Origin of the sequence: Mesoplasma tabanidae, assembly GCF_002804025.1 — a bacterium.
Taxonomy (GTDB): Bacteria; Bacillota_I; Bacilli_A; order Mycoplasmatales; family Mycoplasmataceae; genus Mesoplasma; species Mesoplasma tabanidae.
Genome location: NZ_CP024969.1, coordinates 789,616 through 805,837, shown reverse-complemented (window position 1 = coordinate 805,837; position 16,222 = coordinate 789,616). Strand labels below are relative to the sequence as shown.

At 27.7% G+C, this 16,222-nt stretch carries 15 protein-coding genes; 11 read left to right on the top strand and 4 right to left on the bottom strand.

Going from position 1 to position 16,222, the window contains the following annotated elements:
- The first annotated feature begins 76 nt into the window (after positions 1-76).
- The 4 genes from MTABA_RS03655 (at position 77) to MTABA_RS03640 (ending at position 5,971) form a co-directional block, all read left to right on the top strand.
- Positions 77-1,678 (top strand): CTP synthase, encoded by a 1,602-nt coding sequence (locus MTABA_RS03655; protein ID WP_100679812.1) that lies wholly within the window; start codon positions 77-79, stop codon positions 1,676-1,678.
- Between the two features lie 46 nt (positions 1,679-1,724).
- Positions 1,725-2,531, top strand: coding sequence for a MurR/RpiR family transcriptional regulator (locus MTABA_RS03650; RefSeq protein ID WP_100679811.1), 807 nt, complete (start codon positions 1,725-1,727; stop codon positions 2,529-2,531).
- 90 nt (positions 2,532-2,621) lie between these two features.
- Complete coding sequence (locus MTABA_RS03645) at positions 2,622-5,051, top strand: PTS fructose transporter subunit IIABC (RefSeq protein ID WP_100679810.1); 2,430 nt, start codon at positions 2,622-2,624, stop codon at positions 5,049-5,051.
- An 11-nt stretch (positions 5,052-5,062) separates the two neighbouring features.
- Complete coding sequence (locus MTABA_RS03640; protein ID WP_100679809.1) at positions 5,063-5,971, top strand: type I phosphomannose isomerase catalytic subunit; 909 nt, start codon at positions 5,063-5,065, stop codon at positions 5,969-5,971.
- A 55-nt stretch (positions 5,972-6,026) separates the two neighbouring features.
- Here MTABA_RS03640 and MTABA_RS03635 read toward each other — a convergent pair whose 3' ends face one another.
- Entirely contained in the window at positions 6,027-6,863 is an 837-nt protein-coding gene (locus tag MTABA_RS03635) for a MurR/RpiR family transcriptional regulator (RefSeq protein ID WP_100679808.1), read from the bottom strand.
- 120 nt (positions 6,864-6,983) lie between these two features.
- Here MTABA_RS03635 and nagB point away from each other — a divergent pair, with 120 nt between their 5' ends.
- Positions 6,984-7,709, top strand: coding sequence for a glucosamine-6-phosphate deaminase (nagB, locus tag MTABA_RS03630; RefSeq protein WP_100679807.1), 726 nt, complete (start codon positions 6,984-6,986; stop codon positions 7,707-7,709).
- 3 nt (positions 7,710-7,712) lie between these two features.
- The gene (locus MTABA_RS03625) at positions 7,713-8,378 is read left to right on the top strand and encodes a copper homeostasis protein CutC (protein WP_100679806.1); all 666 of its coding nucleotides are present in this window, start codon (positions 7,713-7,715) and stop codon (positions 8,376-8,378) included.
- 19 nt (positions 8,379-8,397) lie between these two features.
- Here the strand turns inward: MTABA_RS03625 and nagA are convergent, their stop codons facing one another.
- A complete protein-coding gene (nagA, locus tag MTABA_RS03620; protein WP_100679805.1) occupies positions 8,398-9,534 on the bottom strand; it encodes an N-acetylglucosamine-6-phosphate deacetylase in 1,137 nt (378 codons plus the stop codon).
- A 150-nt stretch (positions 9,535-9,684) separates the two neighbouring features.
- Positions 9,685-10,596 carry a DUF7916 family protein gene (locus tag MTABA_RS03615; RefSeq protein WP_425270566.1) on the bottom strand — a complete coding sequence of 304 codons (912 nt, stop codon included), beginning with the start codon at positions 10,594-10,596 and terminating at the stop codon, positions 9,685-9,687.
- A 194-nt stretch (positions 10,597-10,790) separates the two neighbouring features.
- Between MTABA_RS03615 and MTABA_RS03610 the strand changes: the two genes are divergently transcribed.
- On the top strand, positions 10,791-11,102 hold the full coding sequence (locus tag MTABA_RS03610; RefSeq protein ID WP_100679803.1) for a hypothetical protein: 312 nt from the start codon (positions 10,791-10,793) through the stop codon (positions 11,100-11,102).
- A 103-nt stretch (positions 11,103-11,205) separates the two neighbouring features.
- Complete coding sequence (locus tag MTABA_RS03605) at positions 11,206-13,029, top strand: PTS transporter subunit EIIC (RefSeq protein ID WP_100679802.1); 1,824 nt, start codon at positions 11,206-11,208, stop codon at positions 13,027-13,029.
- 8 nt (positions 13,030-13,037) lie between these two features.
- On the opposite strand, the gene MTABA_RS03600 is transcribed toward MTABA_RS03605, so the two are convergent.
- The gene (locus tag MTABA_RS03600; RefSeq protein WP_100679801.1) at positions 13,038-13,550 is read right to left on the bottom strand and encodes a GNAT family N-acetyltransferase; all 513 of its coding nucleotides are present in this window, start codon (positions 13,548-13,550) and stop codon (positions 13,038-13,040) included.
- A 104-nt stretch (positions 13,551-13,654) separates the two neighbouring features.
- Between MTABA_RS03600 and MTABA_RS03595 the strand changes: the two genes are divergently transcribed.
- The 3 genes from MTABA_RS03595 (at position 13,655) to fba (ending at position 16,171) form a co-directional block, all read left to right on the top strand.
- Positions 13,655-14,359, top strand: coding sequence for an ABC transporter ATP-binding protein (locus MTABA_RS03595; RefSeq protein WP_100679800.1), 705 nt, complete (start codon positions 13,655-13,657; stop codon positions 14,357-14,359).
- Entirely contained in the window at positions 14,359-15,210 is an 852-nt protein-coding gene (locus MTABA_RS03590) for an ABC transporter permease (RefSeq protein ID WP_100679799.1), read from the top strand. The genes MTABA_RS03595 and MTABA_RS03590 overlap by 1 nt, the downstream gene beginning before the upstream one ends.
- Positions 15,211-15,280: 70 nt before the next feature.
- Positions 15,281-16,171 carry a class II fructose-1,6-bisphosphate aldolase gene (gene fba / locus MTABA_RS03585; RefSeq protein ID WP_100679798.1) on the top strand — a complete coding sequence of 297 codons (891 nt, stop codon included), beginning with the start codon at positions 15,281-15,283 and terminating at the stop codon, positions 16,169-16,171.
- Positions 16,172-16,222 lie beyond the last annotated feature (51 nt).

The window sequence follows — 16,222 nt, the reverse complement described above, 5'->3', positions numbered from 1 at the left end:
AAATAATTAAAGAAAAGTTGCGACTTTTATGTTTTAGCAACTTTTTTTATTTTTTAAAAGAAAAGGAGATAAAATTATGCCAAAATTTGTATTTGTAACAGGTGGAGTAGTTTCAGGATTAGGAAAAGGAATTACTGCAAGCTCATTAGGTAATTTATTAAAAGCAAGTGGATTAAAAGTGTTTATGCAGAAATTTGATCCATATTTAAATGTAGACCCAGGAACAATGAGTCCTTATCAACATGGGGAAGTTTTTGTTACTGATGATGGTGGAGAAACTGATTTAGACTTAGGTCACTATGAAAGGTTTATTGATGAAAAATTAACTAAGATGTCTTCAACGTCTGCAGGAAAAATTTATCTAGAAACTATTAATGCTGAAAGACGTGGTGATTGAGGGGGGCAGACTATTCAAGTTGTACCTCATATTACTGATTCAATTAAAAACAAAGTTTATCAAGCAGCTAAAACATCTCAAGCGGATGTTATTATTTCAGAAATTGGTGGTACTGTTGGAGATATTGAATCTCAACCATTTATTGAAGCAATTAGGCAAATAAGAATGGAACAGGGAAAAGAAAATGTTGTTTTTATTCATGTTGCATTACTTTTATATTTAAATGCATCAAAAGAATATAAAACAAAACCTATTCAAATGTCAGTTAAAGAATTATTAAGCTTAGGAATTCAACCAGATATTATTGTTCAAAGAACTGATAAACATTCGTCTAAAGAAATAAAGGAAAAAATATCATTATTTTGTAATATTCCCACATCTAATGTTATTGATGCTGTTGATAAAGAGTCAATATATGAAGTTCCATTAGAAATGTATGAACAAAACTTACATGGATTAGTTTTAGATCAATTGCAAATTAAAACTAAGAAAACAAATATGGATTCTTGAATCAAATTTTGTCAAAAGATTAATGATTCTAGAGAAGAATTTGAGGTTACTTTTGTTGGTAAATATATTGAATTACAAGATGCTTATTTATCAGTAATTGAATCTTTAAAAATTGCTGGATATGAATTTAAAAGAAAATTAAAAATAAATTGAGTTCAGGCAGACAAATTAAATGAATCAAACTATAAAGAAGTTTTACAAAATGCAAATGGAATTTTAGTACCTGGTGGTTTTGGTGATAGGGGAATAGAGGGAATGATTTTAGCCTCTAAATTTGCTAGAGAAAATAATGTCCCATATTTAGGAATATGTTTAGGGATGCAAATTGCAACAATTTCAATGGCAAGGGACTGATTAAACTTACCAGAAGCAAACTCAACTGAATTTGATCATTCAGGAGCAGTACCTATTTTTGATTTTATTAGAGGAATTGATGTTCAAAATCTTGGTGGTACTTTAAGATTAGGGGCTTTCTATAAAACAACAATTAAAGAAGGCACAAAAGCTGAAAAACTTTATGGAAGTAGAGAAGTTTTTGAAAGACATAGACATAGATATGAATTTAATAATGAATATAAAAAACCATTAGAAGAAAAGGGTTTAGTATTTTCAGGGATTTATGAAGAAAAAAAATTAGTAGAAATGATTGAACTACCAAATCACCCATTTTTTGTAGGAAGTCAGTACCATCCAGAATTCACTTCAAGACCTAATAAACCTAATCCATTGTTCAAAGGATTTGTTGAAGCTATAATTAAAAAGCACAAATAAAAAACACTTAAATTTGATATATTATTATGTATATAGGAGGTTAACTATGATTATTGAAAAAGTTTATAAAGCAAGCATTGAAGATCAGAAATCACAAAAAAGAATTGCAGAAACAATAATTAAAGAAATAACAGAAAATAATAAATTTGAACTAAGTGTAACTGAACTAGCTGAAGTTAGTAAAGCTTCTCAACCAACAACAACAAGATTTATAAATGAAATTTATCCTCAAGGAAACTACAAAACATTTAAAGAAAAACTTAACAATGAAATTAAAATTTATTTTAAAAGTAATTATGAAAAAAATAATTTAGAAGACAATAAGGAAAGAATTTTATTGGATATTACAAATACATTACAGCGAATAGATGAGAAGGAAATAATAAGCGCATCTAATCTTTTAGTAAAAGCGGATAAAATTAATATTGCTTCTTTAGGGGGTAATTATTCAATAAAATATCTTTTTGAACATAAGTTAACAAAAATTGGCAAAAACGTTATGCTAAGTCTAGATTGGCATCAACAGCTTATAAATTTAAATTTTATGAGTAAAAATGATGTTTTAGTTGTAATTTCTTATTCGTTAGATAAAAATGAAATATCAAAGATTATTGAAAAAGCAATGCAGAAAAAAATAAAAATTATTTTACTAACTGGAGAATTTGAAAATAAATGAGATGAAAAAGTTAATGTTGTATTAAAAGTATCATCCTCTGATGCAAAATTTAGATCATTTTCTTTTACTTCAAAAACTTGTATGAATTTAATTATTGAAATGATTTTTAGGGAAATGCTTAAAAATATATTGCCTAAGAACGATGTTATTGAAGAGTGAAAATGGCAAAATAAATAATGGAGTCAGTCCATTTTTTTTGTAAAATTAAAAAATATTCATTTTTTGAATAAAATAGAATATAATAATCTCGAAAGGAATATTCAAAAAATGAATGGAAAAGTATTAAATAAAAATCACGTATTTATTAACCTTGATTTAAAAACACAAGATGAAGTTTTTAAATATATAAGTAAAAAAGCTTTTGAATTAGGATATATCTCTAATGAAAAAACTTTGCTTAAAGGTTTTAAAAAAAGAGAAGCTGAATCTACAACAGGTTTTGAAGATGGATTTGCAATTCCACATGCTAGAATCAAAGAGATTATAAAACCTGCTGTTTTTTATATTAAGTTAAAAAATGAAATTAATTGAAATTCACTTGATGGCAAAGGCACTGATGTTATTTTGGCATTACTTATACCAGATACTCCAACAGGCCAAGTTCACTTAGAATTATTAAGTTCTTTAGCTGTAAAAATAATGAATGAAAATGTTAAAAAGGAATTAAAGAACCCTAAAAATGTTTCCACTATTTTAAATACACTATCAGAAAAAGAAAGAAATAAATCAGATACTGTAACAAAAAGTAAAGTAAAAGTAGTGGGTATTACCGCTTGTGTCACTGGCATAGCGCATACTTATATGGCTGAAGAAAAGATGTTAAAGGCAGGACAAAAAATTGGTGTATCAGTTAGAATTGAAACACAAGGTTCTAAAGGAGTTGGAAATAAACTTTCAAATAGAGAGATCGAAGAAGCTGACGTTGTTATTTTAGCAACTGATACTTCAGTTGAAATGGAAAGATTTGTAGGAAAAAAAGTTTATGCTGTAAAAGTGTCTGAAGCAATCAAAGATCCTGTTAGATTAATAAACAGAAGTCTAGAAGAAGGAAAAATTTTTGAAGCTGGAAAAAATGAAGGTTTTAATAATGAAAAAGGTAAAAAAACTGCAGTAAATGATAGGGCATTAAATCATATTCTCGCCGGAATATCATATATGATTCCAATGATTGTGCTTGGTGGAATTTGTTTAGCATTTTCATTAGGTCTTGCAAAAGCTATTTGAGGACCAGAGTCTGGAACATCAGGTCCAAATGGTGAATATAAGTGAGGAATATTAGCAATTCTTGACAGTATTGGTGGAGCTGCTTTTGCATTAATGATTCCTGTCTTAGCAGGTTTTATTGCTAATTCAATTGCTGGTAGGGCCGCTATAGCTCCAGCTATGCTAGGAGCATTCATAGGTAATGACAATACAAAATTAGCCTCTTGAATTCCTGGAATGGATATTATTTCAACACCTATGGGTTTTATAGGAGCTATTATTTCAGGTTTAGCAGTCGGTTATTACGTACGATGAGTTAATACTTGAAAAGTTCCAAAATCTCTTGCTCCAGCAATGCCAATATTTTTTATTCCCTTAACAGCAGGTATTGCAATATCAATTATTTTTATTTATGTATTAGGAGCACCAATTGGATATCTTATGGATCAAATTCAAACTGGTATCGAAAAAGCTTATAATTCAGGAAATATAGGTATTTTGGTAGGATTAGGATTAGGGCTTATTTTAGGTGCAATGGCTGGTTTTGACATGGGTGGACCTATTAATAAAATTGCTTTTATTACTTGTTCTGCATTAATAACAGCTGGAGTTCAGCAACCAATGGGGGCTATGTCAGCAGCTATTCCTGTCGCACCACTGGGTATGGGATTATCAACAATTCTATTTAAAAGATTTTATTCTGAAGAAGAAAAAGGTATGGGTATAGCAGCCATGATAATGGGAACTATTGGAATTTCTGAAGGTGCAATCCCATTTGCTATTAGAGACCCAAAAAGAGCTATCGTTTGTAATGTACTAGGAAGTGCAGTTGCTGGTGGAATTGCTGGAGCATTCATGATTACTGACGCTGCTGCTCATGGTGGACCAATAGTTGCAATATTAGGAGCAGTGCCTTATGGACCAATGACAGTTTACTACTTTATTGCTGTAGCAGCAGGAGTTGCAGTGACAACTTCAACATATGGTATTTGACAATTAAAAGATGCAGGTGCATTTGGATCAGTAAAAGAAGCACATATTTTGCATTTAGAAGAATTAAAATCTAAAAAGTTTGAAAATATAAAACAATTAAAACTTGAAATTAAAACTTTAAAAGAACAAAATTATAGTGAAGAAAAAATTAACTTTGTAAAAGAAAAAATAGCAAAAATAAATGAACAATATAAGTTAAAAGTTCAAATTGCAAAAGAAAACTTTAAACCATTAAATATAAAAGAAAAAGAATTTATCAAACAGTCAACATTAAAAAAAGATATAAAATTAATTTCACAAAAATATAATGAACAAATTAATCAATTAAAAGTAAAAAAAGCTGCAAGTATAAAAAATTTATCTAAAAATGAAGCTAAAAGTAATAATGAAATAATATTTAAAGAAATTAAAGAAATTAAAGAAATTAAAGAAAAAGAAATTAAAAATTATAATATAAACTTAAGAAAAAAATACAAAGAAGAATACTTAAATAGATTTTAGTAGAGTACAAAATGAAAATAATAAAAATTAAACCTTACTTTTCAAAAAAAATATGGGGCACAAAAAAATGAAAAGATTTAGGGTATATAAATACAAAGAATGAAACTATAGGTGAAGCATGAATTATTTCTGCTCATGAAAATGGTTTAAGTTATTTAGAAGAAGAAAATGTTGCTTTAAAAGATTTTTTTGAAAAAAATAATGAATATTTTGGAAATGGTATATACGACAAATTCCCCTTATTATCAAAAATAATAAATCCTTCTAAAGATTTATCTGTTCAGGTGCATCCCAATGATGAGTATGCAATTAAATATGAAAACGATTTTGGAAAGCCTGAATCATGAATAATACTTGATTGTCCTCAAAATAGTAAAATAATTTATGGTCATAACGCAAAGTCAGAAGAAGAATTTAATAATTTAATAAACAAAAAAGATTGAAAGAATTTATTTAAAGTTCAAAAAATTGATAAAGGTGATTTTATATATGTTCCACCTGGAAAAGTGCATGCAATAACATCTAATGTGAAAGTTTTTGAATTGCAAAGATCTAGTGACGTTACTTATAGACTTTATGATTACGATAGATTAGAAAATGGTAAAAAAAGAAAACTAGAAATAGAAAAATCAAAAGAAAATATTTTTTTTCCAGATAATTATTCGTACATAGTTAAAAATGCTAAAGGAAAAACTTTTTCATCAAATTTCTTTTCAGTTTTTATATTTAAATCTTCTGAACATAAATATTTTAAAAAATATGAAGATTCTTTTTGAATAGAGTTAACAGTAATAAAAGGAAAAGGAACTATTGAAGGAGTAAAATTTAATAAAGGCGATTCAGCAATTTTGTTGGGTGATTTTAAAAAAATTAGTATCATAGGTGAAATTGAAATTATTTTTTATTGAATTAAAAAATAGAAAACAAAATAAATATAAAAAATAAACTTTACACGCTTAAAAAAGAGTATAAAGTTTATTTTGTTTCATTTCATTCAGAAATTAAATCGTTTGTTTTCTTTATTAACTCTTTTTTATTTTTAACAAAATCATTTGTTACGCTGTTAAAAATAACGTCCGCAATAAAAAGTTGAGCTGTTTTTGATGAAATAGATGAGTACCTTTCTTTTTGATCAATTGTTTTGAAAGTTATTTTATAAGAAGGTTCATACTCCAAGATAGTTGTATCTTTAGTTATCAATAAATTTTTAATTTTATTTTTGTAGCAATAATCATAAATGAATTTGATTTCATGACTTTTTAACGAAGATGAAATTAAAATAACTAAACTATCATCGCTAAGAGTTGATAAAATTGCTAAAATACTGTGAAAATCGGAAAAGTAAGCACAATTTATACCTGTTTTTTTTAAATTAGTGTTTAGTTCTTGAGCAGCAAGTGCGCTGCTACCAACACCATATATTAAAACAACTTTTGAACTAATAATTTCATTAGTTACTTTATTTATTTCTTCATTATTTAAAATGTCTGATGTTTCTTTTATTGTGTAAGAATTATATGTAGTAATATTTTTTACTATTTCTTCAATTGTTGTTCCGTCATTTATTGTATAACTTTGATTTTTTTTAATATTTTCTTCATTAACATATAATTGTAAATCTTTAAAACTGCTGAATCCCATTTTTTGTGAAAATCTCGAAACAGAAGAAACAGAAATGCCAACTTTTCTTGCAATAGAATCAATACTTATTGATAAAAAGTCACCAGTATTTTCATTTATATATCTAATCATATTATTCTTTGTAGAATCAGCATTTTCTTTAGTGTCTATTTTAAAGATTTCCTTGTTCATTTTAAGTAATACTCCATTTATTCTTTTTTAATTATACATCTATAAAAATTATTTCCAATTGTGTAAAGTTAAAATAGTAGTTTTTTAGAATAAAATAATAAAAGAATAAAAAGGAGTAATATGAAAATAATTAGACTTAAAAATGAAGAACAAGTTGGACTTGAAGCTTCAAAAATCGTAATAAATGAAATAAACAAAAAAAATAATATAGTACTTGGTTTAGCAACAGGCTCAACCCCAATACCTTTGTATAATAATTTAATAAAATTTTATAATGAAGGAAAAGTTAATTTTGCTTCAGTCAAGACTTTTAATTTAGATGAATATAAAGGGCTAAAGCCAACTCATATTCAATCTTACAGATATTTTATGAACGAAAAATTATTTAAACATATAAATATTGATTTAAATAATACTCATGTTCCAAATGGTATAGACGTCGAAAATCCATCAAAGTATGATCTTTTAATAAATGAAAACGGTGGAATTGATTTACAAATTTTAGGTTTGGGAGTAAACGGACATATCGGATTTAATGAACCAAATACAGATTTTAATTCTTTAACATCAGAAGTGAATTTAACAGAATCAACTATAAAAGCAAATTCAAGATTATTTGCAAGCATCGATGAAGTGCCAAAAAAAGCTATTTCAATGGGTTTAAAATCAATTATGAATGCAAAAAAAATAGTTTTACTAGCAACTGGCAAAAATAAAGCTAAAGCAATTCAACAATTAATTGAAGGCAAATTATCTGTTGATTGGCCTTGCACAATACTGCAAGAACATTCAAATGTAATCGTCATTATTGATGAACAAGCAGCGTCAGAGTTAGGGAACAAATAAGATATGAAATTAGAAATCATTGCAAAAAACTTGGAAGACATTTTACTAATTAATAAATCAAACGCTGATCGTATTGAATTTTGTACAAATCTAGAAGTAGGGGGATTAACCCCAACTCATAAAGAAATTAAAGAAGCTGGGGAAATTTCAAAGTTGCCAGTAAATGTAATTGTGAGACCAACAGCAAGAGATTTTTATTACACTGAAACTGAATTTCAAAAAATATTGGAAGATTTACAATTTATTAAAGGCACTAAAGTATCAGGTATAGTAATCGGCATAATTACTCCTGAGGGTGAAATAAATGTTGATAGGATGAAAAAAATAATGGAACTAAAAGGAAACAAAAATGTAACGTTTCATAAAGCATTTGATCAACTTAATGACTTTGAAAAAGGAATTGATGTGCTTTATTCTTTAGGAATAAATACTGTTCTAACTTCATGTGGAGAAATAATCGAACTTAATACAGAAAAATTAAAAAAAATCAAAGATCTAAAAAAAGTGAAAATTTTAGCAGGCGGTGGGGTAAATGAAAATAACATTTTAAAAATAGCACCTGCTTCAGATGAAATTCATATAGGAACTGCTGTTAGAGTTGACGGAACATGAAACTCAGAAATAGATATTCAAAAAATAAATCAATTTAAAAAAATAGTAAAAAAATAGTAAATGCATTACTATTTTTTTACTTTTTATAAATGATCTGCCCTTCTCCAATTGTTAATAAAACTTTTAATTCATTATCAAGAACAACTATATCTGCTAATTTATTTACTTCAATTGATCCGGTGTCTTTTAATTTCATTTGCTTAGCTATATTACTTGAAGTCATTTTTGCCAAGTCAATCATTTCAATATTGCAAGTTTTTTTATAGTATCTAACATTATGATCAAAAGTAGCAGCAGCACCAGCAAGTACACCGTTAGAAGTTAATTTAACTGTCATGCCTTTTTTAATTACTTCTAAATTTCCTATTTTATATTTGCCATCATCCAATCCTTTTGCGTTCATTGAATCTGTTATTATACATATTTGTTCAGGCCCTTTAATTTTATAAATTAATTTTAAAATTTCATTGTTTATGTGAATTCCATCAGAAATAACTTCAACTAAAACGTCTGAGTAATTTAATGCCGCTGTTGCTAATCCAGGTTTTCTTTGATCAACACCACTCATTCCATTAAAAATATGACAAACATGCTTAATGCCTAATAAGTAATCTTTTTCAAATTCTTTTGCTTCCATATTTGAATGACCAACACTAGGTAAAATATCATTATTAATGCAGTATTTTGTAAAAGAACCATCTTGTAAGTCAGAAGCAAATGTTATTATCTTTATATTGTTTCCTGAAATATAATTTCATTTTTTAGCTAACTCAATATTTGGTGCAATCAGCAATTTTTGATCATGTGCACCTTTTTTTTCTTTTGAAATGAAAGGGCCTTCCATGTGAATTCCTAAGCACTTAGCTCCTTTATTTTTAGTTTTCATAAATTCATTAAATTCTGTTAAATATTTGTTATTATCTTTTTCAGAATTTGTTACTGTGGCTTGATAGTATTTTGTTACACCTTCTTTTGCAACATTTTTGGAAAATACATTAAATCTTTCTTTGTTACCTGTTTCAAAATCAACTCCATATCCTCCATGAACATGTGCGTCAATAAATCCAGGCATTATTCATGCACCATTAACATCAATTCCTTCTAAATTAGTAGAACCTTCGTTTATTGAGAATATTTTACTATCTATTATCTCAATATAACCATTTTCAATTACTTTCTTTGGAGTTACAATTTTCCCATTTTTAATTATCACAAATAATACACTCCTTTTTATATAATGATTATACATATGGTATGTAAGCAATATATAAAATATATTATGAAAATAATTCTCATGTTTTTAAATTATATTTTAAAAACATTGTTAGTATTTAAAAGAAGCGCTGTAAGCGCTTTCTTAAAGTTATCTTTTAATTGAACAAGCCATTCTAAAATAAGTATGACGAATTCCTTTTATGGCAATACTGTATGATGTAATATTTTCTGGAACTGCTATACCAGGATATCCTGTGTCACCTATGTGATGAATATCTGTACCACACATTTTAGCATTTAATGCGATTGTTTTTATTGTTTGCAAATCTGCTCCTTCTTGTGAAGTACCGATTGAAGTCATAGATAATAAACCAAGATCATGAATAAGATTAATTTTTTTCGATATTAAATCGACTGTTGTTCCAGGAATGGTCCCTGGTGCAGGAATTAGTATAACATCAGCTCCAGCATGCTTTAATTCTTTAATTTCTTCGTCCTTAAGTATTGCATCCCCCATGCCTGCCCCATGCATTTTACCTGCAAAAATTACTATTTCATTTTTAAAAATATTTTTTATTTGTCTTGTACATTTAACAACTTCCTTATTTGTTATTCCGTTTCCTGGATTGCCTGTCAAAACAATAAAGTCAACACCAAAATCTTTTAATTTCTTAACATTTTCAACAGATGCAAGTCTACCCTTAGTCATTTTTCAAAAATCATTATTATTTTCACAAAATTCTGGATCAACAGGTTCTAAATTTACACCAACCGATCTACCTGTAAATTCTTTTATTTTTTTAATTAATTCATAGGGCTTAACATTTTTTGGCATCCCCTTTATTTCAGGATTTTGAACATCAAATAGATTAAGCAATAAAATGTCCGCGCCCATTGCAGCAGCTAATTCCGAATTAGTTATACTTTTTAATAAAGGATCAAGTATAACTATATTTTCGCTTACTAAAAGTCTTCCTTCAGAATTTTTAATAGACTCGATAAATTCTTTTGAATTAAGTTTTTTAATTTCTGAAGCAGTTAAAGATAAATATCTCATTATTTTGTTCTCCTTTTACACTTTAATTATACCTATATAGAGTAAAAAAATATTTAACGAAAAATAATTGGAATTTTTTTCTATTTACACTTTTTTAAAACAAATTAATTAATTAATATTAAAATTAAAATAGATCTATTTTAAAATTATTTTATTTAAATACTAGAATAAAATACAAGATTGGTAAAGGAGATAAAATGACAAAATATGATATAAAAAATTTTGTTGCGTTAGCAGAAGCAGAAGAAGCAAATAAAATTTCAGAGAAAGCAGGATGATTATTTCTTGGAGGGTCTTTACTTTTGGTCATTTTAGCAGTTTTATTAATTTTAATAACCATTTCATTTTTACGTAAAAAGAAATATAAAAAAGAGCAGACTTTTAAAATTGTCTCAGGTAAATATAAGTATATGGATGCATGGTCTAGTTATGCTTTTTATTTTATGATTATTGCAACAATAGTAGCAGCCATTGTTATGTTCGCAATTGGTATATCTGGTGTAGTTTAATTTGCTATTTCTATTTAAAGTAGTGTAGAATGGAAAAAATTTCCTTGCCGTTTTTTTAACATCATTTCATTTTTAAGTAAAATTAACATGAAAGGAGATTTTCATGTTAACACAAATAAAACAAAAGCATTCTCAATCTAAAAACAGAAAAAAGAGTGCTTTAAATACAAATGGTAGCAGTAAGTGAAACAAAATTTTAACAAAATTACAAGAACTTGGAAAAGCTTTAGCGTTTCCAATTGCAGTTTTACCATTTGCCGCTATTTTAAACAGATTTGGAGCTCTTGGAGTGACATATACAACTGATTCAACAGGTGCCATTTTAAGTGGGGTTGGAAGTCAAATTGGATATTGAATTTCATTTATAATTCAACAACCGGGTCAAATTGTTTTTGATAATTTAGCCTTGCTTTTTGCAATTGGTATAGCATTTGGTCTTTCAAAAGATCATAGAGGAGAAGTGGCATTAGTTAGTGCAGTCTTTTATATTGCATTAATTGCTCTAACAAGTGTGGAAAGAAGTTTACCATCTATGATATATGGTAAAACTTTAGGTTTTGATATATATAAACCTATTCTTGATGATGCCGGAAAAGTAATCGGTGTTGAAATATCAGGAAAATTATCGGGTCTATTTTATGTTCCAATTAATTCAACTTATGAAGGAGCAAATGGTGAACTTATTAAATATGTTTCAGATGGTACATATGTTTTAAATATTGGGGTTTTAGGTGGAATCACAGCAGGTTGCTTATCTGCATTTTTCTATAATAAATATAAAGATATTCAATTACCTCAAGCTCTTTCATTTTTCAGTGGAAGAAGATTTGTTCCAATGGTAGCTTTAATTGCTGTCATACCAACAGCATTACTTTTTTCATTAGTTTGACCTTGAATCCAGTATGTATTAATGTTATTTGGAAAAGCTGTAGCAGATCCAACTAATCCCGCTGTAGCAGTTCCTGGAACAGCTATGTATGCTATTTTAAATAGATTCTTGTTGCCTTTTGGATTACATAATATATTGAATACTTTCTTCTGATTCCAGTTGCCTATTCAAGGACATATAATTGATCCAATAACAGGTAATGTAGGAGCTGAAACTATTGTTAATGGAGATATAAATGCGTTTGCTGCAGGAGTTGAAGGATCAGGGCTATTTCAAGGAGGTTTTTTCCCTGTTATGATGGGGGGGGTACCTGCCATTGCAATAGCGATGGTATGCACTGCTAAACCCGAAAATAGAAAAGAAATTGCTGGATTTTTAGGAGGAGTTGCATTAGTTTCTCTTGTTTCAGGAATAACTGAACCAATCGAGTTCTCATTTGTATTTATTTCTCCTATATTATTAGTAATTCATGCACTATTGGCAGGTATGTTTGTAGCTATTTCTACAGGTATGCAAATTCAATTAGGATTTGGATTTAGTGCAGGATTAATTGACTATATTGCATCATTTGCACAATCTTGAGGATTTGCAGCTTCAAAAGAAGGGGTGTTTAGAATAACATCTAACCCATTATGAGTTCTACTATTAACACCAATAGCTTTTGGAACATATTTTGGAATATTTTATGTAGCAATTAAAAAATTAAATCTTCCAACACCTGGAAGAGAAGAAAGCGAAGTAACTGTTGCAACAAAAAATAAAAAACAAAATAGTGAAAAAATAGAAGATAAATATACAATGATGGCAGAAAAAATATTTGATGCTTTAGGTGAAGATAATATTGTGTCTATTGATAATTGCATGACTCGATTAAGATTAATTTTAAAAGATAATTCTAAAATTGATGAAGCCAAAATTAAGGAAGCCGGTTCTTATGGGATAAAAAGAATGGGTACTGAGGCAATGCAAATAGTAATAGGTTTAGACGTTGTCCACGTAGCTGAAAAAATGCAAAAAATGCATAAAAAATCTCGTTAGAGATTTTTTTATTTTATCCAGAATCTTTTTATATTTTCTCCATCTTTTATTCTAGCATCTTCAAAAATTCCGCAGTTATTTAGAATAACTTTTTCAGAAGCGATATTTGTTTCTAAACAGGTTATTAATATTTCTGTGATTCCTTCTTTTTTAGCAATTTTTATAATTTGCCTTAACATTTCTGTTGCAAATCCTTTTTTTCTTTGAGAAGGGCAAACACCATAACCTATGTGACCTCCAAAATTTAATAAGTAATCATTAAGCTGCAATCTTAAATTTATAAATCCGACTATTTCATTTTCTTCATTAATAGCTAGAAATTGTCTGAAAGGCATTCAACCTTCTTTACCAGTTCCTTCCTGAGCAAACTTTATTCATTCATCAATATTTTCAAAAGTATGTATATCTGATGCTCCTTGTATACCACTGATCATTTCATTTGAATTTTTTAAAAAGTCATTTAAAACATTAGATATTTGAGTTACATGCTTCAACTCAGGTTTAACTAAATCTATTTTCATAATACCTCCTAAAATTATAATTAATTGTACATGAATATTTTTTATAGTATATAACAATTTTAATTATTAGTGCTATTATTAAATTTATATGAAAAGGAGATAATATGACAAATATAATTGAAATAAAAAATTTGAAAAAAGCATTTAAAAATAAAGTTGTATTGGATAATTTGAACCTTGCTATTAAAGAAGGAGAAAGGGTTGCAATTATGGGGGCTAATGGTTGTGGTAAAACAACATTAGTTGAAATGATTGCTCAGTTTAATAAACCTGATAAAGGCTCAATAAAAATTAATTTAGAAGGTAATATAAAAAATGAAATTGGAATTCAATTACAAACAGGTGATTGACCAGCAGGTATTACTCCAACTGATATGTTAGCTTTTTATAGAAGCATCTATCCTAAATTTACAAAAGAATGAGAAAATGTTATAGCTGAAGTTTTTGATATTAAAGAATTTATTAAAACTCCTCTTAAAAAACTTTCTGGTGGACAGAAGCAAAGATTCAACGCTATGATTTCTGTTATGAATAATCCAAAAATTGTGATACTTGACGAATTAACAACAGGATTGGATATGGAACTTCAATATAAAATAACAGATTTTTTTAGAGATAATGTTAAAAAATTTAAACAAACATTATTACTTGTTTCTCACCATCCAAAAGAAGTTGAAATTTTGTGTGACAGAATAATAATAATTAAAGATGGTGGAATTTTCTTTGATAAAAAAATAACTGAAGTAATTAAAAAATATGGATCAGTTAGAGACTTGATGAATTTATTTTTTAAAGGAGAGTTGAAATAATGTTTAAAAAAATAGACACATTTAATTTTAAGAAACAAACTAGTATTTTTAAAAACTTAACTTTACTAGTTTATAAATCATTTATTAAAGAACCAAGAAGTATTATTTTTATGCTTGTTGTTCCAATATTTTTTTCTGTTATGTTTTTCTTTATATTTAAAGGAAACGACAAAACACTTGTCAAAGGAGCATTGCTTTTTAATTATGCTTTATTACCATGTTTAACGGTTTTAACATCATTAACCCCAGCAATAGTTGAGTGAAAAAACTCAGTATTCTTAAAAAGAATAGATATAACAGGAGTTAAAAAGAGCATGTTTATTGCTTCAATTTGATTAGTTTACTTACTAGCTGGGTTATTCTTTTATATTATTGTTTTATGTTTTAATATGATATTTAGTATAGCTGTGTTGGGTACAGGGGCTAACAATGATTTTTTATCAGCATTTAAAACAATAAACTTTGGATATTTATTATTATCAATAATACTAATTTGCGCAACTTCTATTGCTCTTGCAACACTATTTGGTGGAATTGCAAATTCTTCTGGATCAATTCAAGGTGTAGTTATGATGGTTTACTTCTTTAGTATTTTCTTGTCTGGAGTTATGTTGCCTGCACAAGCTTTATTCACAAGTAAAGGAATAGTTATATTTACATACTTTATTCCACATAAATATCCAGTGTTCTTATATATGTATGCTTTCAACTCAGAAACTTGATTAACAAGTTCACAAGGAACAATGAATAGCTTTACTGCAGTTTGACAACCAATAGTTGGTTCATTAGCAATTCTTGCAGGATTATTTACATTAACAACATTTACATTTAAATGAACAGCAAAAAGATAATTTAAAATTATTTTTTTAAAACTTATAAAGTTGTATAATTTTAAAGAAGTAAAAGAAAGAGGAAGAATAAATGACAAGACTATATCATGAAAAATTAGTTAACTCTACAGCTATGGTTAAAGCAGCACACGAAAACAAATATGCAATCGGTCACTTTAACATTAATAACTTAGAATGAACTAAAGCAATTTTAGAAGCAGCTCAAGCTTCAAATACACCTGTTATCTTAGGAACAAGTGAAGGTGCAATTAAATATATGGGTGGACCAATCACTGTTGTAGGAATGGTTAATGGATTATTAGAAGAATTAAACATTACTGTTCCAGTAGCGTTACACTTAGACCATGGACAATCAATTGAAATGGCTAAAAAATGTATTTTAGCTGGTTATTCATCAGTTATGTTTGATGGATCACATTTACCATACGAAGAAAACTTGGCAAAAACTAAAGAATTATTAATTTTTGCTAATGAACATGAAATTTCAGTTGAAGCTGAAATTGGTTCAATTGGTGGAGAAGAAGATGGAGTTGTTGGAAACGGTGAATTAGGTGACCCAACTCAAGCAGCTGAAATTTCAAAAACAGGAATTTCAATGTTAGCAGCAGGAATTGGAAATATTCATGGGAAATACCCAGAATGATGAACTTCTTTATCATTTGATACTTTAGAAGAATTACAATCAGCATGTAAAATGCCAATGGTATTACATGGTGGAAGTGGAATTCCTCAAGATCAAGTTGAAAAAGCAATTTCAATGGGAATCTCAAAAATTAATGTTAATACAGAATTGCAATTAGCATTTAGAGACGCTACAAGAAAATACATTGAAGCTGGAAAAGACTTAGATGATAAAACTAAAGGATTTGATCCAAGAAAATTATTAAACCCAGGTTACCAAGCATTAAAAGAAACATTTAATGAATTAACTGAATGATTTGGATGTAAAGGTAAAGCTTAATATATTTTTAAACTTTTAATTAAAAATCGCGAAAGCGGTTTTTTATTTGTG